The organism is Achromobacter sp. HNDS-1 (genome assembly GCF_040084795.1).
Classification (GTDB): domain Bacteria; phylum Pseudomonadota; class Gammaproteobacteria; order Burkholderiales; family Burkholderiaceae_B; genus Achromobacter; species Achromobacter ruhlandii.
Window position 1 is genome coordinate 5,239,278 of record NZ_CP157584.1, and the last position, 20,063, is coordinate 5,259,340.

At 66.7% G+C, this 20,063-nt stretch carries 25 protein-coding genes and 3 pseudogenes; 18 read left to right on the forward strand and 10 right to left on the reverse strand.

The window, feature by feature from the left end; translation table 11 throughout:
- Positions 1–71: 71 nt before the first annotated feature.
- Positions 72–305, reverse strand: a complete 234-nt coding sequence (locus ABFG95_RS24195; protein ID WP_175146156.1) for a hypothetical protein — start codon at positions 303–305, stop codon at positions 72–74.
- Positions 302–430, reverse strand: a complete 129-nt coding sequence (locus ABFG95_RS24200; protein WP_024069489.1) for a hypothetical protein — start codon at positions 428–430, stop codon at positions 302–304. Before ABFG95_RS24200 ends, ABFG95_RS24195 begins: the two co-directional genes overlap by 4 nt.
- 220 nt (positions 431–650) lie before the next feature.
- Here ABFG95_RS24200 and ABFG95_RS24205 point away from each other — a divergent pair, with 220 nt between their 5' ends.
- The gene (locus tag ABFG95_RS24205) at positions 651–1,079 is read left to right on the forward strand and encodes a hypothetical protein (protein ID WP_348994976.1); all 429 of its coding nucleotides are present in this window, start codon (positions 651–653) and stop codon (positions 1,077–1,079) included.
- A 42-nt stretch (positions 1,080–1,121) separates the two neighbouring features.
- Here the strand turns inward: ABFG95_RS24205 and ABFG95_RS24210 are convergent, their stop codons facing one another.
- Positions 1,122–1,352, reverse strand: coding sequence for a hypothetical protein (locus tag ABFG95_RS24210; protein WP_175146154.1), 231 nt, complete (start codon positions 1,350–1,352; stop codon positions 1,122–1,124).
- A gap of 184 nt (positions 1,353–1,536) precedes the next feature.
- On the opposite strand from ABFG95_RS24210, the gene ABFG95_RS24215 reads away from it, so the two are divergent.
- Positions 1,537–1,758 carry a hypothetical protein gene (locus ABFG95_RS24215; protein ID WP_175146153.1) on the forward strand — a complete coding sequence of 74 codons (222 nt, stop codon included), beginning with the start codon at positions 1,537–1,539 and terminating at the stop codon, positions 1,756–1,758.
- 30 nt (positions 1,759–1,788) lie between these two features.
- Here the strand turns inward: ABFG95_RS24215 and ABFG95_RS24220 are convergent, their stop codons facing one another.
- Positions 1,789–1,995, reverse strand: coding sequence for a hypothetical protein (locus ABFG95_RS24220; protein WP_278992969.1), 207 nt, complete (start codon positions 1,993–1,995; stop codon positions 1,789–1,791).
- Positions 1,996–1,997: 2 nt separating this feature from the next.
- A complete protein-coding gene (locus ABFG95_RS24225) occupies positions 1,998–2,183 on the reverse strand; it encodes a hypothetical protein (RefSeq protein WP_175146151.1) in 186 nt (61 codons plus the stop codon).
- A gap of 99 nt (positions 2,184–2,282) precedes the next feature.
- Between ABFG95_RS24225 and ABFG95_RS24230 the strand changes: the two are divergent.
- The 3 genes and pseudogenes from ABFG95_RS24230 to ABFG95_RS24240 all read left to right on the forward strand — a co-directional run.
- Positions 2,283–2,578 (forward strand): annotated as a pseudogene (locus ABFG95_RS24230) (hypothetical protein); the annotation flags it as partial.
- Between the two features lie 9 nt (positions 2,579–2,587).
- Complete coding sequence (locus ABFG95_RS24235; protein WP_278992976.1) at positions 2,588–2,989, forward strand: hypothetical protein; 402 nt, start codon at positions 2,588–2,590, stop codon at positions 2,987–2,989.
- A 244-nt stretch (positions 2,990–3,233) separates the two neighbouring features.
- The gene (locus tag ABFG95_RS24240) at positions 3,234–3,452 is read left to right on the forward strand and encodes a hypothetical protein (RefSeq protein WP_278992967.1); all 219 of its coding nucleotides are present in this window, start codon (positions 3,234–3,236) and stop codon (positions 3,450–3,452) included.
- A gap of 64 nt (positions 3,453–3,516) precedes the next feature.
- On the opposite strand, the gene ABFG95_RS24245 is transcribed toward ABFG95_RS24240, so the two are convergent.
- Positions 3,517–3,810: a hypothetical protein gene (locus ABFG95_RS24245; protein ID WP_278992974.1), complete on the reverse strand. Its 294-nt coding sequence runs from the start codon at positions 3,808–3,810 to the stop codon at positions 3,517–3,519.
- Between the two features lie 467 nt (positions 3,811–4,277).
- On the opposite strand from ABFG95_RS24245, the gene ABFG95_RS24250 reads away from it, so the two are divergent.
- Positions 4,278–4,568: a hypothetical protein gene (locus ABFG95_RS24250; protein ID WP_068980501.1), complete on the forward strand. Its 291-nt coding sequence runs from the start codon at positions 4,278–4,280 to the stop codon at positions 4,566–4,568.
- Positions 4,569–4,814: 246 nt separating this feature from the next.
- Positions 4,815–5,951 (forward strand): annotated as a pseudogene (locus tag ABFG95_RS24255) (MFS transporter); the annotation flags it as partial.
- A gap of 5 nt (positions 5,952–5,956) precedes the next feature.
- Here ABFG95_RS24255 and ABFG95_RS24260 read toward each other — a convergent pair.
- On the reverse strand, positions 5,957–7,129 hold the full coding sequence (locus ABFG95_RS24260) for an acyltransferase (RefSeq protein ID WP_348994977.1): 1,173 nt from the start codon (positions 7,127–7,129) through the stop codon (positions 5,957–5,959).
- 476 nt (positions 7,130–7,605) lie between these two features.
- On the opposite strand from ABFG95_RS24260, the gene ABFG95_RS24265 reads away from it, so the two are divergent.
- The 10 genes and pseudogenes from ABFG95_RS24265 to ABFG95_RS24310 all read left to right on the forward strand — a co-directional run.
- A complete protein-coding gene (locus ABFG95_RS24265) occupies positions 7,606–7,836 on the forward strand; it encodes a hypothetical protein (protein ID WP_080977462.1) in 231 nt (76 codons plus the stop codon).
- Positions 7,833–9,212 (forward strand): pilus assembly protein TadG-related protein, encoded by a 1,380-nt coding sequence (locus ABFG95_RS24270; RefSeq protein WP_348994978.1) that lies wholly within the window; start codon positions 7,833–7,835, stop codon positions 9,210–9,212. The genes ABFG95_RS24265 and ABFG95_RS24270 overlap by 4 nt, the downstream gene beginning before the upstream one ends.
- Positions 9,209–9,808: a TadE/TadG family type IV pilus assembly protein gene (locus ABFG95_RS24275; protein ID WP_278992961.1), complete on the forward strand. Its 600-nt coding sequence runs from the start codon at positions 9,209–9,211 to the stop codon at positions 9,806–9,808. Before ABFG95_RS24270 ends, ABFG95_RS24275 begins: the two co-directional genes overlap by 4 nt.
- Positions 9,809–9,903: 95 nt before the next feature.
- Entirely contained in the window at positions 9,904–10,491 is a 588-nt protein-coding gene (locus tag ABFG95_RS24280) for a hypothetical protein (RefSeq protein WP_348994979.1), read from the forward strand.
- Positions 10,492–10,557: 66 nt separating this feature from the next.
- Positions 10,558–11,397 carry a Flp pilus assembly protein CpaB gene (gene cpaB / locus ABFG95_RS24285; protein WP_336730949.1) on the forward strand — a complete coding sequence of 280 codons (840 nt, stop codon included), beginning with the start codon at positions 10,558–10,560 and terminating at the stop codon, positions 11,395–11,397.
- Positions 11,394–12,761, forward strand: coding sequence for a pilus assembly protein N-terminal domain-containing protein (locus ABFG95_RS24290; RefSeq protein ID WP_336730951.1), 1,368 nt, complete (start codon positions 11,394–11,396; stop codon positions 12,759–12,761). The genes cpaB and ABFG95_RS24290 overlap by 4 nt, the downstream gene beginning before the upstream one ends.
- Before the next feature lie 4 nt (positions 12,762–12,765).
- Positions 12,766–14,424: an ATPase, T2SS/T4P/T4SS family gene (locus tag ABFG95_RS24295; RefSeq protein ID WP_348994980.1), complete on the forward strand. Its 1,659-nt coding sequence runs from the start codon at positions 12,766–12,768 to the stop codon at positions 14,422–14,424.
- A complete protein-coding gene (locus ABFG95_RS24300) occupies positions 14,421–15,266 on the forward strand; it encodes a type II secretion system F family protein (RefSeq protein WP_348994981.1) in 846 nt (281 codons plus the stop codon). The genes ABFG95_RS24295 and ABFG95_RS24300 overlap by 4 nt, the downstream gene beginning before the upstream one ends.
- 13 nt (positions 15,267–15,279) lie before the next feature.
- Positions 15,280–16,188, forward strand: a complete 909-nt coding sequence (locus ABFG95_RS24305) for a type II secretion system F family protein (protein WP_348994982.1) — start codon at positions 15,280–15,282, stop codon at positions 16,186–16,188.
- A 56-nt stretch (positions 16,189–16,244) separates the two neighbouring features.
- Positions 16,245–16,418: pseudogene (locus ABFG95_RS24310) on the forward strand (DUF192 domain-containing protein); the annotation flags it as partial.
- Between the two features lie 6 nt (positions 16,419–16,424).
- Here the strand turns inward: ABFG95_RS24310 and ABFG95_RS24315 are convergent.
- Both ABFG95_RS24315 and ABFG95_RS24320 read right to left on the reverse strand, forming a co-directional pair.
- Complete coding sequence (locus tag ABFG95_RS24315) at positions 16,425–17,228, reverse strand: BPSS1780 family membrane protein (RefSeq protein ID WP_049075141.1); 804 nt, start codon at positions 17,226–17,228, stop codon at positions 16,425–16,427.
- Between the two features lie 64 nt (positions 17,229–17,292).
- Positions 17,293–18,261 carry a homoserine kinase gene (locus ABFG95_RS24320; protein WP_054417777.1) on the reverse strand — a complete coding sequence of 323 codons (969 nt, stop codon included), beginning with the start codon at positions 18,259–18,261 and terminating at the stop codon, positions 17,293–17,295.
- A gap of 222 nt (positions 18,262–18,483) precedes the next feature.
- On the opposite strand from ABFG95_RS24320, the gene dusA reads away from it, so the two are divergent.
- Positions 18,484–19,464, forward strand: coding sequence for a tRNA dihydrouridine(20/20a) synthase DusA (gene dusA / locus ABFG95_RS24325; RefSeq protein WP_054417776.1), 981 nt, complete (start codon positions 18,484–18,486; stop codon positions 19,462–19,464).
- Between the two features lie 126 nt (positions 19,465–19,590).
- On the opposite strand, the gene ABFG95_RS24330 is transcribed toward dusA, so the two are convergent.
- Entirely contained in the window at positions 19,591–20,049 is a 459-nt protein-coding gene (locus ABFG95_RS24330; RefSeq protein WP_049075134.1) for a CBS domain-containing protein, read from the reverse strand.
- Positions 20,050–20,063 lie beyond the last annotated feature (14 nt).

Below are 20,063 nucleotides of genomic sequence, written 5' to 3' on the forward strand. Positions count from 1 at the left end.
GCACCCGACGCCGAGGCAATGGCACGGGCGGAATCCACCCAGCGCGGTCACGCGGGATGAGTCAATTCCGTTCATAAGACGCTGCGCAGGATCCAGCCCAACGGCTGCGGGCCGAAGAGGAAAAACGCGGCCAAGACCGCGGCGGCGGGCCATGCCCACCACGGGATATCCGCATCCTGGCTCCAGTTGCCTTTGCCGGCGTGGTCCCGCGGTGCGATGAGGTCGCCCAGCTTGCGGGGCGCCTTGGCGGCGATGCGCAGGGGGCGGATGCGCGCCGGGGGCGCGCTTGCGCTGATGGTGTTCATTGGGTGGCGCTCCAGGGATCGGCCGCGACGTAGCGGCGTGAGAGGTAGTCGCCGAGGGGCGCCAGCACCAGCCGCGCGAACGCGAACAGGCCCAGGCCCCAGGCGAGGGTTTCGATGTAGGTCATGGGGATTTGCGCGAATGCGCGGTGGTGAGGCCTCGGAGAGCAGGCCGGAGGCCCGATCAGTTCACTTCCAGGGGAAGGTCACTTTTTGCGCCGGGGGCGAAGCGGCGCCGGCCTGCTCTCCGAAGCCGCCCCAGCGTGCGGGGACTGGCAAAGCTATACTTGCCCGCACTCTTCCATAGTGGAAATCGCTGGGCAAAACCGGCTTCGATTTTGTTCTCATATGAAGACACCCGAAAACTGGTTGCTCAATTTCTCCGTAAATCGTGCGATGGGCGAAGGAGTCGCTGCCCAGCTCATGGGACCATGTGCCGCACATCCGTCCGTCTGCCGGGTTTCAGCGCAGCTTCTAATCGGTGATTGGATGCAGCCCGATCCATGGGGCACGCCGGGACAGGCATTCCCAACTATCGACCTTGAGCTTGCTTCCGGGCTTGAGCTTTACGAACTATTGGCAAAGGCATCCGTGCAAGTAGTGTCGCCTGTCGTCGCGGGCGTCGACGGCGAGACCTATTCTCTGGAATTCACTAGCGGTTTCAACGTTGTCAGCTTTCGCTGGTTCTGCGAGCTTCCTATCGAATGGCAATCGCTTCAGGCCGTCGCCAGGCGGATGGAAGAGCTTGGCAAGCAATGCCTGGCGTCGGTCTCGTAATGCTGGTAGTCGGCGCTGCGCGCTGGGCATGAGCCGGGGCTGTCAGGTGCCGAAGTGCAGATCGGCGACAACGTCGCTGAGGTCCATGCGAAGCAGTTCGCGGGCCCGTTCTTCCGGCACGCCTGCATTGCCCATAATTTCCAGCAAGTCGCTATCGCTGCAATCGTCGCGGCAGTCACCGATCAGAACGTCGAAATGCACACCGTGGCGCATCATGATGCGGCCGGTGGCGGCGAGTAGCGCGCCCGCTTCGTGAATGGTCACTTCTTCCATGGTTGTGTTCTTCCAATATCGAGGGAATTACAGCTTCCCGTTGCGGTCCAGCACGCTGAGAATGGGCGCGAGGATGTCGAGCAGGGCCTCGATGAACTTGATCATGAGAACTCCGGATTTATTTAGTACAACTTTGATTCATAAGTTACATTTACATCTCCCCTCTTAATTCTGGAGTTATGAGATGGCCCATGAAGTCAGCATGAACATCAATGACAAGCTTGTCTTGCACAAAGATGTGGAAATTGAGGTTCGCAAAGATAAAAAGAAGTTGGGAACCGTGTTGGTCAGTAAGGGCAATGTGGAATGGCTTCCTGCGGGCAACTCCGTCAACAAGCGCCGCATGTCGTGGGAAAAGTTCGCGGAGCTGATGGAGTCTGAAGGGCGCCAAGTTAAGGTGAAGTAACACCAGCCCAGATCTCTGGGCCGCCGAGCCTCAGCGGCCCGGTGCTGGTCTGCGATCAAGTGCGCGAATCCGGCCTACCAACTTGGATTGCGCTTCCGTTAAAGCTTGCTCTGCGTTCGCATCGCCTCCCACTTCGGCGTAGAACTCGCCGAACAACTGTTCCAGATCCATCGCTTCAACCAGCGCGGCGGCGTTGAGAATCGCTTGTCGCATGGCTTCACGCTTCTTTACGGGCATGGTCATTCCTTCGGGGTGTTGTCGGCGAGGCGCGCATTCAAGCGGCGCTTGAGGATGGGCCGGACTGCGTTGTCGACTGCGACGCGCATTTCGTCATCGAGGGGGATATCGCCGTGGCTGGTGTTGATGGCGACGGCGGCGGCGAGTTGTACGGAGATTGCCCGGGACAGGGCTTCGGTGTTCTCCATGGTGGTCTCCTTGCCCCGGCACTCGGGGCCGGTGGGGAAGGTCAGGCGGGGGTCTTGAACGTCCAGCCTACGTGTTGGTCGGCATAGGCGCGGGCAGTCACGCACGCCAGCCGCGGCGGCGTGTGGGGCGTGTTCCTGCACCCGGCCAGCAAGGACCGCCTGGCGGCCATCTGCAAGGCCCGCAGTGTGTCCTGCGACCCGGATGTGATCTACGCGGCGCTGGAGTATGACGACGTGCTGGCGGCCGGTGTGGCGCGCTGCTGCTCTGGACGGACCCGAAGGCGCTGCCGCCGGTCGGTGATGCAGACGCCGGCTGGGCGCTGTACCTGCGCACCTGGCGGCCGGGCAAGCCCAAGCCCGATAGCTGGCCGGTTCTCTACCGCCAGGCCGTCGCAGGTGCGGCCATGAACCCTTTCTGGAAGATGGCCGCGCCCTGGATCGGCGGCGCGGCGGTGCTGATGGCGATCGGCGCTGGCGTTTTGCTGTACGGATCCAGTCGCTATGACGCCGGCGTGGACAAGACCAACGCCGATCACGCGCTGGCCGAGCTCAACGAGTTCAAGACTCAGACCGGCCGGCTGGCCGGCATCGCCACCACGTTCGAGGCGAGCGTCGCTGAGCTGCGCCGCGCCGAGCCCAGGGTTATCGAGAGGTACACCCGTGTCGAAGTCCAAAGCCCTTTGCCTGCTGGCTGTCGTATTGACGCTGGCCGGCTGCAGCACATCAACGAAGCCGGCCGCGTGGCCAATTCTGCCGGCCAACCTGGCCCAGCCGTGCCCGCCGGTGCCAGAGGTGACCAGCGTTAGCTGGGACGACTTTGCCCGCAGCTACATGGCGCTGGCGGTGCAGTATGGGCAGTGCGCGGCGCGGCACCTTGCCACAGTCGAGGGATGGCCCAAGCCCTAAAACGAGTAGGTTGCGCGCGCATTGAAAGCCTTTTGCTACATCCTGTGCAGCGATCCAACGTCCTGCGACACGGCAGAATCGACCCGAGGCGCGGCCGTCGATACCATGAAGTTTCCATAACTATGTAGATTGAGGATACTTTCCATGGCACTGCAATTGACCGAAATCTCGTTTGACCCCGGGGCCCCGGAAGGCTACCGCGTGACGGGCACGATGGTGAACTATCTGAACGGTACCGGCGCGAAGTTCACTGTCCCGGCGGGGTATCCCTCGGAAGTGGCGGCTGATGCGCTGACGCTCGGTCAGATCAAGGCCGACATTCTGGCCAGGTTTCAGCAAGACTTTCCATCGCTGAACACTTAAGCCGACTGGCTGCGGTGGGGCGCATACCGCGTATCGCCCCACCGCATTAGTGCGACGGCGCCGTCTACCTCGGCGCCATGCCCTTGCGCAGCTTGCGCGGCTCTTCCAGCAGCTCGGCCGTGTCTCGGTCGCGCTCGATCACACAGGGCTCGGCGGCCAGGCCTTCCATCAGGTCGTCGTAGATCTGGCCCATCAGGCTGGGCGGCCGCTTCAGGTCGCCTGATACCTGATGCAGGCGCAGCAGCACCGAGCGCAGGCGCTTGACCTCCCAGAGCAGGGCGATCACATCGGGGTTCCAGGGCTGGCGCTCGCGGATGGCGCGCAGCTGTTCGGCGGAGAGAGGGTTGCGGAAAGGTATGGCTAAAATACTGTATTAAAATACAGTTTAATCAAGCCTGGATTTCGCGCAATTCGGCCCGGATTTCGCCATTCGGGGACGCTACAAAGATATCGCTCCATTCGGGGCCTTGGTGACGGCGCTAATGCTGTAGGGGCAGTTGGCCAGCCTTCCAGCCATCCTCCCACGCCCGCACGTTGGCCAACCAACGCCCCAGCGGTTCGTGGGTATAGGTGGGCAGTTTGTCCCTTCGAAGATACGGGCAACCTAGCTTCCAGATACCTTGTGCTGCCGCTAGCCTGCCTTCTTGCCGGATATCGTCATACATTGGATCCTCCCAAAAGCTGAGCCTCTCGTTATTCTGGTGAATTCGCGCTTGTGTTCCTGCCCGCAGGTAGAATGGTCCGCGGCAGGAGATTGACCGCCTCTACGCGGTCATCGCCTGCGGTGATGCGACTTCTTATCCCTCACGGATTCTCTTTCCATCCATGCCCACCGCCGTACCCGCGCGCGCCGACAACCGATCGACCCTGCTCATCCTCGGGATTCTGCTTGCCGTGGCGTTGCTGTTGCTGTGGAACGACTGGCTGACGGTGGGGCTGGGGCCGGTTTTTCCTGCTTATTGGGCCTTGGTGCTGGTGTGGTTCGTCAGCGTCGTGCTTGCCGTTCGCCGCCACCGGCGCTGGTGGGTGTTGCTGACGGCGGCGGTCGTGTTGTATCCGGCTGCCAGGGTGGCGCTTTTCCTGATCGAGTGTTCGCAGAAGGCCTGTCTGTTCTGAGCAGGGCCTCTTCCTGATTGCGGCGGATCGCCTGTTTGGCTGCGGGTCCTGATGTTCGGCTACAGGTTCTGATATGAAGTGCCTGTCGATCTGAGCAACCCTGCAGTCCGCGCCTTAGCCCTTTCCCCTTTTTGCCATTTTGGGCCGCGTGGCCGCGCTCTGAACGCCCGCGCGCGGCGTCCGGCCGTCGTTCATCTTCATCGTTTAAGGCGCCTGTTCGGGGCACATACAGATGCGGTATCTGCGTTGGGATCGATCTTCTGCGGGTTGGCGCAGAGTCTGACGCAGTTGACGATTGCACGCGTGGTGCAGGGCGTGGGGGGCTCGATGCTGCTGCCGATCGGACGCCTCGCGGTGCTGCGGCGGGTGCCGGGCGACCAGTACATTTCCGCGCTGGCGTTTGTCTCCATCGCGGGCCAGGTCGGGCCGATCTTCGGGCCGACGCTGGGCGGCCTGCTGGTACAGGCGGCCAGCTGGCATTGGATCTTCATGATCAACGTGCCGATCGGCCTGGCGGGCCTGTTTGCCGTGCGTCGCTATCTGCCCGAGGATGCGCTGGCCGATGTCGCGCCGTTCGATGTGCTCGGCTGCGGGCTGCTGTCGCTGTGCATGGTGGCGTTCTCGCTGGCGCTGGATCTGCCCGCTGGCGAGGGGCGCATGGCCTGGTCGGCCGCCTTGTTCGCGCTGAGCGGGTTGACGGTGCTGCTGTATGTTGTGCATGCGCGGCGGCGCGAGAACCCCTTGTTCCAGCTGCGGTTGTTCCGTGAACCGAATTTCAGCGTTGGCCTGGTCGGGAACCTGGTGTGCCGCGTCGGCAGCAGCGCGGTGCCGTTCCTGCTGCCGCTGTTGCTGCAACTGCAGCTGGGCTACACGCCGCTGCAATCGGGGCTGATGATGCTCCCCGCCGCGATCGCGGGCACGATCTCCAAGCCCTGGATCGCGCCGCTGGTGCGGCGGTTTGGCTACGACACGTTCCTGTTGGCCAATACGGTTCTGGTGGGTGCCGCCATCATGTCGTTCGCGGTGATCGGGCACGGTTGGCCGCTGTCTTGGCAGATCGCGCAATTGGCGGTGTTCGGCGCGGCCAACTCGATGCAGTTCGCGGCCATGAACAGCGTCACCCTCAAAGGCTTGAGCACGCGCGACGCCGGCAGCGGCAACAGCCTGTTCTCCATGGTGCAGATGCTGGCCATTGGCCTGGGCGTGACCATCGGCGGCGGGCTGGTCGGCGTGTTCGGGGGGGCCGACAACGCGCTGCCGGGCCGCGCTTTCACGCTGACCTTCCTGTGCGTCGGCGCCATTACCTTGCTGTCGGCGCTGGTGTTCCGGCGCCTGGATGCCGATCGCCTCAATGGCGCGAGCGGGCGCGCGGCGGCTGGCTGACCCGATCACCGGCGGGCTCGGCCCGGCCCCGCCAGCCAGCGCCGCATGGGCGTTGAATAATAGCGGGCCACCAGTCCGCCCAGCATGACGGACAGCAGGATCGTCAACACGCTGGCGGCGGTCAATGCCCCCGCGCGCCACCAGGTCGATATCGCGCCGCCGGAATTACGGCAGGAGGCCGTGGCCAACAGCAGCACGGGGAACATGTGCGTCAGGTAGATTTCGTAGCTGTTGCGTCCGGCCCATCGCAATGCGGCCAGGAGCGGGGTCTGGCGTAGAGGACGCGAGCGCCGGGTCCAGCCGATCAGCAGGCAGGCCACGCCGATCTCCAGCAGCGTGACGTTCAGGCCCAACGCCGTCAGCCCCAGCATGGCAGTGGCCTTGCGCAGGAAGAACACCAGCACGAAGAGCAGTGTTCCCGCCAGCAGCAGTGGACGGCTCGGGGAGCGCGAGGGCGCGGCATACAGTGCCGCCAGGCAGCCGATGGCGATGCCGTCCATGCCGGACAGGTAGGCGTGGTCGGCCCAGATCTCGTTGTCGCTGAAGGCGACGCGTGCGAACGGTCCGAGCACCACGAACAGCAACAAGGCCAGGACCAGGACGCGTCGGCCCGCCATCAAGGACAGCAGGCAGAGCAGCGGGAACGCCAGGTAGAACGCTTCTTCGATGGACAGGGACCACAGTACGTTCCATGCCGCTGGCAGGTAGCCGACCTGCGCCTCCAGCCAGTTCAGGTGCAGCGCCAGTGCGCCGGCCACGGCGCGTCCGAGGCTGGCGTTGTCGATGACGAAGCCGGGCACCCCGGCCCAATGCAGGCAGGCCAGCAGAGACACCACTAGCAACAGGCTGGGATAGATGCGGGCGAAGCGGCGCCGCAGGAAGGCGCGCCAGGGCACGGCCTCGAGAGCGCCCCAACGCACGATGGACGCGCGCGTGACCAGAAACCCGGAAATCACGAAGAAAATGATGACGCCGTAGTAGCCGCTGCGAAACACGATATTGAAGAGGGCGGCGGGCAGCACCTTGCCCAGGAGGCTCTGTTCCTGGGGAATGTGGATCTGCACATGCAGCAGCACGACGCACAAGATTGCCAGTCCTCGCAGGGCGTCGATGGCGGGAGTATGGGCAGGGCCCTGCTCGGGGCGGGCGGCCCACGGCGGTTGGGCTTGGACAAGCATGGGTCGGTCAGTCCTGGCACGGAAAGACGCAATACTAGCCAGCGTGCTGTGAGGGGATTGGGCGACTCTGTATGGATTTTGTTAATGCCGCCACCGCGCCGCGCCGGTGCCTGGCGGGTCGCAAAATGGAAGAGCGCCCCAGCTCTAGATGAGTCTGAGGCGCTCCTGCCCGGCTTCGCACGCGATGGGTGTCAGACAGCCCGGCAATTCCAATCTACTGCCGGTCCAGAGGGCGGGCAATAGGGAAAACCCGATAGATATTAGGGGGTTACAACATTTTCCCGTGCCGCGTGCCGGGCTTGCGGATCGTGTCGTGCCCATGCCGGGAGGCCGCCGTCAAGGTGATGTGACGCATTTATCCAGCTCGGTATCCGCGAATTGGCGCGCGGTGTGGGAGCGCGGACACTGGATCCTCGTTTCATCGTGTGGGGAGAGCGGCAGTGTCGGGATATCTGAGGCGTCAGGCCGGACAGGGCATGACGGAATATGTTGTGATCGTGGCCCTGGTGGCGGTGGCGGCGATCGCCGTTTACCAATACCTTGGCCAGGTCGTGCGTTCGCAGACCGCCGCCATGGCTCGGGAATTGGCGGGCGAAGACGGCAGCGCGCAATCGCGTGCCGCCCAAGCGGCGGTGCGCAAGGCCGCGGGACAGACGGGCGCGCGTTCGCTCAAGTCCTTCACTGGCAACGCGGTGGTCGAGCCATGACGCGGCACGTCCCCGGTCTCACGTGGCAAGCCGGACAGCGCGGGCAGGTGTTGGCGCCGGGCCTGCTGTTGCTGGGCGTGCTTGCGGCCGTGCTGGCCATGCTGCATGGCCTGGGGCGGATGGTCGAGGCGCGGGCGCGACTGACCCACGCGGCGGATGCGGCGGCCTACAGCGGCGCGCTGGAACAGGCGCGCCGGCTCAATTTCCTGGCCTATGCCAATCGCGCGCAGGTCGCCCACCAGATCGCGATGGCACACATGGTGACGCTGGGCGCGTCGATGGCCTTCACGGACACGCTCGCCGGCCAGCGGCGGCGCAACAATCCTCCTGGGAACCTGCTCGCCACCCTGTTTGGCCGCGACGTGGGGCAGGCCTATCGCGCGGCGCGTGCCGATCCCCAGACGCAAGTTGGCCTGGCACAGGCGTATGCCGAACACGACCGGGTGGTGCACGAAGTGCTCGCGGCGGCGTCTGCCGCCGCCGTGGCCGGGCTGCCGGCCGCGCGCGAGCGGCTGATGCGGGCGGTGCTGCAAGACAACTATGGGGATGGCACGTCGGCCGCGCAACCGATGCCGCGGGTACTGCGCGACGCGTGGCCGGGCTACGTGCGGCGGCGCGCCGCGACACCCGGCATCGGCCTTTGGTCGGCGGTCGAACAGGCGGTGGACCGCTACGGCTTTCTCGGCCGGCGCGACGGGACGCGGCGCAATGCGCTGCCGGCCAACGCGCGGTGCCCGAAATCGCCGCATGTCTTGCGGCGCCGGGGCTCGACCTGGCTGGGCACCGACGGACGTTGGGGGGCGCTGGACACGCAGTCGTTCCATTCCTCGCGCTGGAATCGTTGGACGGGTTGCTACTACCGCGAATACAGCATGGGCTGGGGCGCCGTGCTCGGACCCGATGGCAAGCCACCGGCCGAGGTGGAATATGCAGTGGGTCCGCCTGTCGATTTCACCGCGCTGGATTTCTGGCGCTGGGTGAAGGAGTCGACCACGTGGGACCTGGGTACCGGCATACAGACGCCACTAGCCAATTCCTACGCCCTGGCACACGCGCGGCGTTGGCCCGGAAGGGGAGTGCCGGACGATTACGAGGTGACGAACGGTGCCGTGTCGCTGCGCTTTACGCTGGCCGTGAGCCTGCAATCGCGCACGGCGCCGCTTGCACGACCGCGCAATGTAGGGATGGCGCCTGGCGCCAGCGCCGCCGGGGGCACGGCGATCACCGTCACCAGTGCCGCCGAGACCTATTTCGCAAGACCGTTGCCGCGGCCCGATGGCCAAGACGAATTGGCCACGCTGTTTCGTCCTTACTGGCAGGCACGGTTGTCGGCGCGGACGCAGGCATCCGCGCCGTCGGATGGGGAAGCACCATGAGGCGTCGCATCCTTGGACAGCATGGGCAGGCCATGGTCGAGGCGCTACTCCTGCTGCCGATCCTGATCCTGATGCTCCTGGCGATCGCCTGGGTGGGCAAGACGCAGTACACCGCGCTGACACTGCTCCAAGACAGCCGCGCAGCTGCGATGTTGATCGCCATGGGCGCGGGCGCGGAAGCGCATGACGTCCCGCGCGGGGTGCGTCTCCAGCTCATGGCCGGTGCCGGCGATGAAGAAGGGCAAGGCGAATGGTCGGCCGCGGATGCGCGCCGGGTGTCGGCCATGTCCTCCGCGGACGTATCCGGCGGGGCGGGCTGGGGCGATGTGCGCCTGGTGCGTCGCATCGCTGTCGCGGCGGGCGCGGGCAATGCGCGGGACGACGACGAGGTACAGCGGCGTATAGGCGCCGCCATGACGATGTGGAACCGGGCAGCCGCGAACTCGGTATCCCTGGCGCGTGTTGTCGCGCCGGTGATCGAAGCGGTGGACGCACCATGGCACCGGTCTTCGTTGTCCCTCGATTGGCTGTCGTCCTGGGCGGACGTGGTGCCTGCCGACAAGCGCATGAACGACGACAAGCGGGGACATCCATGAACGCGCGGTCGGTGATGAGATGGCGCCGTCATCATCGTGCCAGGTATGGCTGGGGCCGTGCCCTGGCTGGGAGGCTGGCCGTTTGCGGATTGGCGATGACAGCCGTCGTGTGGCCGGATCCGGCGAGCGCGACCACGCCAGCCACTTCCCAGTCGACGGCGATGACCCCGGCGGCAATGCGTTTCCCGGCCGGGTCGCGGGTTGAGCCCTTGGCGGATCGATTGTGGCTGTATGGCTTGCCGCTGCAGGCGGTGGTGTTCGATGCGCCCGTCGACGTCCCGGAATTGATCCGCACCCTGTCGCGCCAGCAACCCGCATTGCGCGATCTCATGGTGCTGCCCGGCGTGGCGATCCTGTCCGGGCGCCTGGGTGATGCGCTCTGGATGGCCGTGTTGGCAAGTCCCGTGGCGGGGCGCAGCGTGGGCAGCGTGTCATCGTTGCTGGTGTCGACGACGCGCCAGGATGCGCCACTGCCGGCCTGGTTGCCGCCCGCGGCGCGCTTGGAGCTTGATGTCGTCGTGGCAGACGGCGGGGTGCGCATGTCTGAGCGCATCTGGCAACATCCACTCCCCCCGGCGCGCCTGGCGTCGGTCATACGCAAAGGAATTGCGGCGCCACGGTTGGGAGGACGATGGCAAGCGTGCCGATGCTGGCGACTGGCAGTCGTGGCGCCGCCACGGTGAGCGGTTGGACTGGCTGCTGTTGCCGTTGGATGCTGGCAGCGGTTTGTGGATCCGGCGGAGGGTCCCATGACGCGCGTCGTTTTCCCGGGCCTGCGCAAGCTGGCGGTCCCGTTGTTGGCGCTGGCAGCCGGGCTGGTGTCGGCCTGGGCCGTCCGAGAGCACGTGCGGCAGCGGATAGCGCGCCTGGAGGCCGCGGCCAGCACGCCGCTGGTCAGCCGCCTGGTGGCGGCGCGCGACTTGCCGGCGGGCACCGTGCTGGAGGCGTCGCAGTTGGCGGTACGCGAAGTTCCGGCGATATGGGCGCCCGCGGCCAGCATCGATCCGCAGGCGGTTGACGGGGTACTGGGCACCCGACTGGCGGCCGACCTGGCGGGCGGCGAACTGTTGCTCAGTGCGTGCCTGGGTGCGGCCGATCCCACGTCATCACGTTCGCTGGCCGCGCGGATCGCGCCAGGACAGCGTGCGTTCGTGGTGGCGGCTGCCGATCTGGGGGGCCTGGCGGGCATGTTGAAGGCGGGCGATGCCATTGATATCTACGTCTCCCGGACAATCCGGGGACGAGAGGCGACCGTGCCGGTGTTGCAAGGCATGCGGGTACTGACCGCTACCGATACCGGCGACGGCGGTGGCCACGGCCAGATCACGCTGGCGGCTCGTCCCGACGAGGCCATGCGGTACCTCTCGGCCAGACAGTCGGGAACGCTGACCGCGGTGCTGCGCAACCGGAACGACCCGGGGGACATCGACGCCGGCCCCGCGCACGATCCGCTGCCTCCGGTTGGCCCGGCGCAGACACCGCAGAGCTCTCCGGGGGTGGTCATCCTGTACGGCGACCGGCCGGACGAACGCGCCCAAACCCTTTCGCCGACCTCGGCGCTGGCGGATTTCGAATCGGAGCACCCATGAGGATCGGACGGATTGAGTCTATCGAGGTCCTGGCCGCGCTGTGCCTGGCACTGGCGTGCCCGCCGGCGTGGTCGGGGGTCGAGACGCTCGAGATGCAGGTCGGCGAGAGCCGCGTACTGGCGCAGCCTGGCGTCACACGCGTGGCTATCGGCAACAGCCAGGTGCTGAGCGCGGTGGCAACCGACGATCGCGAGGTCGTGGTGTCGGCGCGCGCCGAAGGCGTGTCCTCGATGCATGTGTGGGCGGAGGCGGGCCTTGCGAGCTATGACGTGCGCGTGGTGGCGGCCGGCACGCCGCGTCTGCTGGCCGAAGTCGACTCCCTGTTGGCGCGTATTCCCGGCACGCGCAGCACCCTGGTGGGCGGCCAGGTCGTCATAGAGGGGGAGGGTCTGTCCGACGATGACCGCGCCCGGGTGGCGGCGCTGGCACAGCGGTATCCCGAGGTCGTGGACTTCACCGGACAGGTGGGCTGGGACAGCATGGTGTTACTGGACGTGCAGGTGGTTGAAATCCCCAGTTCGCGATTGCGCGAGTTCGGCGTCCGTTGGGATGGCGTGACGCAAGGGGGGCTGAACGCGGCGCTGGCCTGGGACGCCGGCTCGCGGGGCAGGATGAGCCGGCCCGGCGAGCAACCAGTAGACACCCCCTTGCCGGTCTCGTCCGCGGCAGGCTATTTCGGCGTCAATGCGCTGCTGTCGGCCCGCATCGCGGCGCTGGCCCAGCGTGGCGAAGCCGTGATGCTGGCCCAGCCGCAATTGCTGGCGCGCAGCGGCGCCAGCGCGACCTTTCTTGCGGGGGGCGAAGTGCCTTACGTCTCGACCGATTCGCGTGGCAATCCCACGACGTTGTTCAAGCCCTATGGGGTGTCGTTGCGGATCACGCCGCGTATCGATCGCAACGGCGTCATCCGTTCGCAGATCGAGGTCGAGGCCAGCTCCGTCGACATGGCCTTGACCGCGGCCGGCGGGCCGGCGCTGCGTACCCGTCGGGCGTCGACGGAATTCAACGTGCGGTCCGGTGACACGCTGGTCATCGGCGGCTTCCTGTCGCGAGAGCGTTCCGACGAGGTCACCGGCCTGCCCGGGCTGAAGGACATCCCGATCCTCGGCGCGCTGTTTTCGTCACACCGCTACCAGTTGCGCGAGACCGAATTGGCGATCTTCGTGACGCCAAGGATCGTGTCGCGCAATGAGCCGGCCATGGCCGACCAGCTGCGGCGCGGGCGTGAGCTGGTCGATGCGGCTTTTCCGCAGGCGCCGCGGTTGGGCGGGGCCGTGCCTGCGTCGGGTTGGAGCGTCTACGCGGGAGCGGGATCGCAATGGCTCCGCGATACCGGGGCCCCCATTTCTGCTGACAAGGAGTAGTGCCATGCTTGATATCGAGATGACTTTTGAAGATGCCGTCACACGCAGGATCAGGGCAACCGCGCCGACGCTGATCGGTCGGGGTGTCCATTGCGACCTGCGCATCGCCAATTGGCGGGTGGGGCGCCAGCATGCGTGGCTGCGGCGCGAGGCCTCGGGAATCGTGCTCGAGGATCTTGGCGCCTTGGGCGGGACGTTCGTCAATGGCTTGCGCGTCACACGTCATGCGCCCGTGCGGCCCGATGACGAGATTCTCATCGGACCTTGCCGCCTGCGGGTCGCGCCGGCGCGTCCGGAGGGGCACATCGGCATAGTGGCTCGGCTGTCGATGCCCGCGTCCGCCGACCAGCGCACGGATTCCGCGGCGGACGCACCGGTGTCGTCGTTGGCCAACCTGGACCTGCGCCGCCGCCTGCACACCGCGCTGTTGGCCGCGCTGGACCTGCGCCGACGCGATGTGGCCGGCATGAGTGATGCCGTGCTGCGCGCCGAGGCGGCCCGGTTGCTGACACGCATCCTGGCCGACGACGAGGCGCTGCCGTCAGGGGCGGATCGGGCGTCGCTGTGTCGCGAGGTGCTGGATGAGGCGGTGGGGCTGGGACCGCTGGAACCGCTGCTGGCGGCGCCCGATATCACCGAGATCATGGTCAACCGGCACGATGAGATCTATGTCGAGCGCGATGGCCGGCTCTGGCGCCACGCCGCCGCGTTCACCGGCGAGCAGTCCGTGCGCCGGGTCATCGAGCGCATCGTGATGCCGTTGGGACGCCGCATCGACGAAAGTTCGCCAATGGTCGACGCGCGGTTGCCGGATGGCTCGCGGGTACACGCCGTCATCCCGCCGGTCGCGCTCAAGGGGGCCAGCCTGACGATCCGCAAGTTTCCCGCGCATCGGCCGGACATGTCCGACCTGCTGGCGGCGGGTTCGCTCAGCGCCGCCATGGCGCAATTCCTTGCCCATTGCGTGCGGCTGCGCAAGAACCTGGTGGTTTCGGGAGGGACCGGAGCGGGCAAGACCACGTTGCTGAATGTCCTCTCCAATGAAATCCCGGAGGGGGAACGCGTCGTCACGGTCGAGGATGCGGCGGAATTGCGACTCAACCATGCGCACTTGGTGGCGCTGGAAGCGCGGCCGGCCAACCAGGAAGGACGCGGACGCATCGACATTCGCGAATTGGTGCGCAATGCGCTGCGCATGCGACCGGATCGGATCGTGGTGGGCGAGTGCCGCGGGGCGGAGGCCTTCGACATGCTGACCGCGATGAATACCGGGCACGAGGGTTCCCTGACCACGCTGCACGCCAATTCCGCGCGGGATGCCCTGTCGCGGTTGGAGTCGATGGTGCTGATGGCGGGGCTGGACTTGCCACTGGCCGCGATCCGCGAGCAGATCGCGGCCAGCGTCGACATCATCGTGCAGCAAGCCCGGCTGTCCGACGGGCGGCGCGTTGTCGTGTCCATCGTGGAAGTCACCGGCATGGAAAGCGGTCGGATCCAGTTGCAGGAGTTGTTCCGGCATGAGCGCTCGGGAGGTTTCGTCGGCTGCGGCATCGTGCCTGGTTTCGCGCAGGAATGGCTGGAGGCTGGAGCGGACCTGGACATGGCGTGGTTTGGCATCGATGGGGCGACTGCCGGGGCCGGTGGCGAGGCGACGCTGCCATGACCTGGCTGGCCATGCTGGCGGCGCTGGCCTGCGCCACGCTCCTGGCTTGGCAGGCGCAGCGCTGGCTGGCGCCGATGTTGCGGCGTCATCGCGAACGCTATACGCGGGAGGCAGGCAGCCGGCTCGACGCATTGTTCGTGTTCATCGAGCCAGCCCGGCTGTGGGTGGGAACCGTGGCGCTGGCGGGATTGGCGGCGGCGCTGGTTTTCGCGGCGACTGCCAGCGGCATTGGCGCCGCGTTGGCCAGCGCGGCGGCGTGGCGCCTGCCGCGATTCCTGGTCCACGCCATGCATCGCCGACGCGTGCGGCGCTTCGAGCAACAGTTGCCGTTGGCTTTGCTGATGCTGGCGTCGGCGCTGCGCGCGGGGGTTTCCCTGATGCCCGCCTTGCGCCAGGTCGCGGCCCTGGGCGGCGGGCCCGTGGCCCAGGAATTCGGCCTGATGCTGCGCGAGCAACGTCTGGGCGTGCCCTGGGACGAGGCGCTGGAGCGCCTGAATGTCCGGATGGCGGGAGAGTCGACGACCCTGATGGTGGTGGCAATGCGGATATCGGCGCGGACGGGGGGTAATCTGGCCGAGGCGCTCGACAGCATTGCGCAGACCCTGCGCGCGAGGCTGCAGCTGCAGGACCGGGTCCGGGCATTGACGGCACAGGGACGCTTGCAGGCCTGGATCGTGGGGGCGTTGCCATTGCTGTTGCTGGTCGTGCTGGACTGGCTCGAGCCCGACAGCATGGCGCCGCTCTGGCATACGCCACGGGGGTGGCTGGTGCTGGCGTTGGTGGCGACGCTGGAAACCCTGGGCATCCTGTTGATCCGGCGCATCGTCCGGATCGACGCCTGAGCAGGAGGTCGGCATGTGGCTTGTGCTGGCGATGGCGGGCGCGGGGTCGGGGGTGGGATGGCTGGCGTGGCGGCTGTTGCGGCACGCATCGCGGGAGGCCCCGGGCATGGATGTCCTGCCGTGGTGGTGGCGCGTGGGGGCGCCGTGGGCGGAGCGGATCGCACCGCGCCTGGCGCCGCTTTGCCCTCGTCACGGATATGCATGGCTGTGTGGGATGGCCGCGCGCGCAGGCTTGCCCGCGGCGGTTCGCGCCGAGCACCTCGTGGCCGCGAGCCTGCTGGCGGCGATTGGCGGCGCGGCGGTGGCGGGCGCGGGGCTGTGGGTAGTACCAGGTGTCGGCCCGAACGGAGCCCTTGCTGGCCTGGCGCGCACAAGTGACTGGTCGGACGCGCTGTCGTGGTCGCTGGCCGGTGCCGGCTTGGCCGGTCCGTTGCCGGCGTTGTGGCTGCGGGCGCGGGTGGTCGAACGGCGCCGGCGTATCGAGCGGGAACTGCCGTTCGTGCTCGACATGATGATCCTGTGCGTCGAGGCCGGCCTGAGCGTGCAGGCGGCGTTGCAGCAGGCGACGTCGAGCGGGCCGGGCGGGCCGCTGCGAGAGGGCGTCGCGGGCGCGCTGGCGCAGATGCGGGCGGGCGTGACCCGGTCCACGGCATTGCGCGCGATGGCGGATCATTGCGGCAGTCCGCTGGTGCACGATTGGATTGCCGCCCTGGTCCAGGCGGACGCCCTGGGCATCGGCCTGGCGCCCGTGTTGCGGGCGCAGGTCGCCCAGTGTCGTCATGCCCGCCAGCAGCGGGCCGAGCAATTGGCGCTGCAGGCGCCGGTCAGGATGCTGCTGCCCCTGGTCGGCTGCATCTTTCCCTGCACGTTCATCGTGCTGGCGTTCCCCATCGCCGTCCAGCTGCTGCGGGGGGGAGGGTGAGCGCCCGCCCGGCCCTGCCGCGCGGGCGGCTCAGGCTATTGCGGGTCAAGGGCTGGATGGGGCGGCTGCGGGGGTTGCTGGGCCGGCCGCCGCCAGGGCCACGATCGGGGATCTTGCTGGCGCCATGCCGGGCGGTGCATACCTTCGGCATGCGATACGCCATCGACGTGGCGTTCGTGTCGCGAGATGGCTGCGTGCTGAAGGTGTGCAGGGCGTTGCCGCCCCGCCGGATCGCGTCATGCCTCGGCGCTGTGGCCGTTGTCGAAGTTCGGGCTGGCGCTGTTGATGCCGAACACGGAGGTGTACGACGGATAGAAGCTGCAATAGAACACGCCCGCCGCCGCGATCGTGAACGGGATCTGCAACGTGCTGGCCAATTGCGGCGACAGCCCCAGCGCGACCAGCAACCCCGAGCACAGGTCCAGGAACAGCGCGATCAGGACCCAGGTGGCGGCGTACACCAGGAAGGCCCACTTGTTGCGCCAGCAGGCGATGCCAGAGAAGAACAGGGCCTGGGTCAGGCGCAGTCCATGCCAAGCCACCAGCACCGGCGCATACCAGAACAGGGCTGCGATCACGATGTAGATGATCGTGAAGATGATGAGCGGCGCGCGTAGCGCCATCAGGATGGGCTCCATGCTGTTCTCGATGGATGCGATGCGCATGCCTTCGGAGAACGCGGCCGAGAAGGGCAGGAACGTTGCCAGGCCGGCCGCCAGGCTGACCGCCGCGTACAGCAGGCCCATCAGGAACAGCTTGCGGAATACGCCGGGCTGCTTCAGGGGCTTGGCCCACATCGAGGGCAGCATCACGCGATCCGCTTCGACGTGTTTGCAGGCGGCCAGGCTCATCAAGGTGACCGACGGCATCAGCGCGATGAACAGGATCGGACCCACGATCTGCGCGGCGAAGGCGAAAATGACCAGAAGGCTGTTGATCAGCGCCCAGGTGTACATGGCCAGGGGTTGCTTGCGGAACAGACGGAAGCCGTCTCGGACCCATTGCCAGCCGGAAGACGCGGGGAGGAATGCTGCTTGCATGGCTCTCTTGGGGGTGATCTCTCAAAAAGGGACGTGCTACCCCCAATTATGGGGGGCGTAACGATTACGGCAATACCGGCAGGCCCGGGCGGTGGCGTGCCTGCAACACTCGCTCGAAATGTCGGGGATCGTGCGGCTTGAGCGTCTGGGCCGGACGCGGCAGGAAAAAGTCGTACAGGCGCGACAGCCAGAAGCGCAGGGCGGCGGCGCGCAGCATCAACGGCCAGGCCTGGCGTTCAGCGTCGGTGAATGGCCGCACCTGGGCGTAAGCAGCCAGCCAGGACTCGACCAGTTCGGGGATGAATTCGCCGGTATCGCGCTCGATGCACCAGTCATTGACGCTGACGGCCACGTCGAACAGCCAGGTATCGCAGCCGGCGAAATAGAAGTCGATGATGCCGCCCATGAGCGGATCCTCGAAGGTGCCGGCAAACAGCACGTTGTCGCGGAACAGGTCGCAATGGGCCGGGCCAGCGGGCAGCGCCTGCCAGGCCGGGCTGGCGGCCGCTGCCTGCTGGGCGGCCAGCTCCGATTGCAGCAACTGCGCCTGGCCCGGTTCCAGGAAGGGCAGGACCTTGGGCGCGGTTTCGACCCACCAGGACAGGCCGCGCAGGTTGGGCTGCTGGATCGGAAAGTCCCGTGCCGCCATGTGGGCGCGGGCCAGCGTGGCGCCGGCCAGGGCGCAATGGGCGGCTCCCGGTGCCGGTTCGTAGCCGCCGGGCAGGCGCGAGACGATGGCGCAAGGCTTGCCGTGCAGGGTGGTCAGGCGGGTGCCGTCGCGCAGCGTCTGCGGTTGCGGCACGGGGATGCCGCGGCTGGCCAGGTGGTACATCAGCTCGATGTAGAACGGCAGCTGGGCATGCGTGAGCACCTCGAACAGCGTCAGCACGTACTCGCCGCGGCTGGTGTAGAGGAAATAGTTGGTGTTTTCGATGCCCGCCGTGATCCCCCGCAGCGAGACGAACTCGCCCAGGTCGAAATGCGCCAGCAGGGCGCGCGCGTCGTCGTCGGATACGGGGGTGAAAACGGCCATTGATGTCAGGGAAATAGGGGTTAACGGACGCGGGGTGAGGCACGCCTGGATAGGCGTGCGCGCGGCGGCGGCGCAATTTTAGACCACATGGCCGGCAGGGTCAGGACGATTACCAGCCGGACCCGCCGGGCAGAATCCCGCCAAGCACCGTAAAATACCGCATCCCCTTGTTTTGCTGAGTGATTCTTGGACTCCCCCGACTGGCGGCTGTGTGTCGCCCCGATGATCGACGTGACCGACCGGCATTGCCGCTATTTCCACCGGCTGCTGGCGCCGCGCGCGCGTCTTTACACCGAAATGATCACCACCGGCGCGCTGCTGTATGGCAACGTGGCGCGCCATCTCGACTTCGACGAAGCCGAGCATCCGGTTGCGCTGCAACTGGGCGGCAGCGAGCCGGACGCGCTGGCGCAGTCGGCCAGGCTGGGGCGGCAGTGGGGCTATGACGAAATCAACCTGAACTGCGGTTGCCCGTCGGAACGGGTGCAGAAGGGCGCGTTCGGCGCCTGCCTGATGGCCGAGCCCGACCTGGTTGCCGATTGCATCAAGGCGATGCAGGACGCGGTCGATATCCCCGTGACGGTCAAGCATCGCCTGGGACTGGACTATGACGAGTCCTACGCCTTCGTGCGCGATTTCGTCGGCAAGATCCACGACACCGGCTGCCGGGTGTTCATCGCCCATGCGCGCAACGCGGTGCTCAAGGGCCTGTCGCCCAAGGACAATCGCGAGATTCCGCCGCTGCGCTACGACGTGGTGAGCCAGCTCAAGCGGGATTTCCCCGACTGCGTGTTCGTGCTGAACGGGGGGCTGGCCGATGCGGCGCAGTCGGTGCGCGCGGCTGCCGACTTCGACGGCGTCATGCTGGGCCGCGCGGCCTGGCACACGCCGCGAGTGCTGTCGGAGGTGTCACTGCAATTGTGGCCTTCGGTGCGCTTGCCCAGCGATGCCCAGGTGGTCGACGCGATGATGGAATACGCCACGCGCCAGGTGGCGCAGGGCGTGCCGCTACGAGTGATGACGCGGCCGATGCTGGGCCTGGTGAACGGCCAGTCGGGCGCGCGGCGCTGGCGCCGCATGTTGTCGGATCCGGCGCTGCTGGCCGCGAACGATCCCGCCCTGATCTACGATGCCTGGCGCAGCCAGCGCCATGCGCCGCCGGAACGCGATGCCGCGTTGACGGCCACGCCGGCGAGCGCCTGAATCCAGGCGCAACGGCAACGCCTGAATGCAACAACGCCCGGGTGGCCGCAAGGCCACCCGGGCGTTTTCGATGCATGACGGTTGCCGGCCGGCGGACCGCGCCGCCGCCGAGCAATCGCCCAAGGCTCAGGACTGGGGCGACTCCGCGCTTTCCGCGGGCCAGTCGCGGATGTAGGCCTTGAGCATGTTGTTTTCGAATTGCTGGGCCGCCACGATGGCCTGGGCCATGTCGTAGAACGAAATCACGCCCATCAGCGTGGGGCCGTCCATGACGGGAATGTAGCGCGCGTGCTTTTCGAGCATCAGGCGCTGCACTTCGTCGGCGCTGGTGTTGGGCGATACGCTGACCGGCGCGTCGTCCATGATGGAACGGATGGTGGTTTCGCCCGCGCCGCCATGCGCGTGCATGTGGCGGATGATCTCGCGGAACGTCAGCATGCCGACCAGCGTGCCGAATTCCATGATGACGAGCGAGCCGATATCCTGCTCGCTCATGGTTTGCACGGCCTGGGACACGGGCATGTCCGGCGATGCCGTGTAAAGCGTGTCTCCCTTGACGCGCAGAATCTCGCTGACCTTCAACATCGGTTTCTCCTGGG

Coding starts and splice junctions, on each gene's coding strand:
- ABFG95_RS24195 (WP_175146156.1), bottom strand. CDS start 305: ATGAACACCATCAGCGCAAGCGCGCCCCCGGCGCGCATCCGCCCCCTG.
- ABFG95_RS24200 (WP_024069489.1), bottom strand. CDS start 430: ATGACCTACATCGAAACCCTCGCCTGGGGCCTGGGCCTGTTCGCGTTC.
- ABFG95_RS24205 (WP_348994976.1), top strand. CDS start 651: ATGAAGACACCCGAAAACTGGTTGCTCAATTTCTCCGTAAATCGTGCG.
- ABFG95_RS24210 (WP_175146154.1), bottom strand. CDS start 1,352: ATGGAAGAAGTGACCATTCACGAAGCGGGCGCGCTACTCGCCGCCACC.
- ABFG95_RS24215 (WP_175146153.1), top strand. CDS start 1,537: ATGGCCCATGAAGTCAGCATGAACATCAATGACAAGCTTGTCTTGCAC.
- ABFG95_RS24220 (WP_278992969.1), bottom strand. CDS start 1,995: ATGCCCGTAAAGAAGCGTGAAGCCATGCGACAAGCGATTCTCAACGCC.
- ABFG95_RS24225 (WP_175146151.1), bottom strand. CDS start 2,183: ATGGAGAACACCGAAGCCCTGTCCCGGGCAATCTCCGTACAACTCGCC.
- ABFG95_RS24235 (WP_278992976.1), top strand. CDS start 2,588: ATGAACCCTTTCTGGAAGATGGCCGCGCCCTGGATCGGCGGCGCGGCG.
- ABFG95_RS24240 (WP_278992967.1), top strand. CDS start 3,234: ATGGCACTGCAATTGACCGAAATCTCGTTTGACCCCGGGGCCCCGGAA.
- ABFG95_RS24250 (WP_068980501.1), top strand. CDS start 4,278: ATGCCCACCGCCGTACCCGCGCGCGCCGACAACCGATCGACCCTGCTC.
- ABFG95_RS24260 (WP_348994977.1), bottom strand. CDS start 7,129: ATGCTTGTCCAAGCCCAACCGCCGTGGGCCGCCCGCCCCGAGCAGGGC.
- ABFG95_RS24265 (WP_080977462.1), top strand. CDS start 7,606: ATGACGGAATATGTTGTGATCGTGGCCCTGGTGGCGGTGGCGGCGATC.
- ABFG95_RS24270 (WP_348994978.1), top strand. CDS start 7,833: ATGACGCGGCACGTCCCCGGTCTCACGTGGCAAGCCGGACAGCGCGGG.
- ABFG95_RS24275 (WP_278992961.1), top strand. CDS start 9,209: ATGAGGCGTCGCATCCTTGGACAGCATGGGCAGGCCATGGTCGAGGCG.
- ABFG95_RS24280 (WP_348994979.1), top strand. CDS start 9,904: ATGACAGCCGTCGTGTGGCCGGATCCGGCGAGCGCGACCACGCCAGCC.
- cpaB (WP_336730949.1), top strand. CDS start 10,558: ATGACGCGCGTCGTTTTCCCGGGCCTGCGCAAGCTGGCGGTCCCGTTG.
- ABFG95_RS24290 (WP_336730951.1), top strand. CDS start 11,394: ATGAGGATCGGACGGATTGAGTCTATCGAGGTCCTGGCCGCGCTGTGC.
- ABFG95_RS24295 (WP_348994980.1), top strand. CDS start 12,766: ATGCTTGATATCGAGATGACTTTTGAAGATGCCGTCACACGCAGGATC.
- ABFG95_RS24300 (WP_348994981.1), top strand. CDS start 14,421: ATGACCTGGCTGGCCATGCTGGCGGCGCTGGCCTGCGCCACGCTCCTG.
- ABFG95_RS24305 (WP_348994982.1), top strand. CDS start 15,280: ATGTGGCTTGTGCTGGCGATGGCGGGCGCGGGGTCGGGGGTGGGATGG.
- ABFG95_RS24315 (WP_049075141.1), bottom strand. CDS start 17,228: ATGCAAGCAGCATTCCTCCCCGCGTCTTCCGGCTGGCAATGGGTCCGA.
- ABFG95_RS24320 (WP_054417777.1), bottom strand. CDS start 18,261: ATGGCCGTTTTCACCCCCGTATCCGACGACGACGCGCGCGCCCTGCTG.
- dusA (WP_054417776.1), top strand. CDS start 18,484: ATGATCGACGTGACCGACCGGCATTGCCGCTATTTCCACCGGCTGCTG.
- ABFG95_RS24330 (WP_049075134.1), bottom strand. CDS start 20,049: ATGTTGAAGGTCAGCGAGATTCTGCGCGTCAAGGGAGACACGCTTTAC.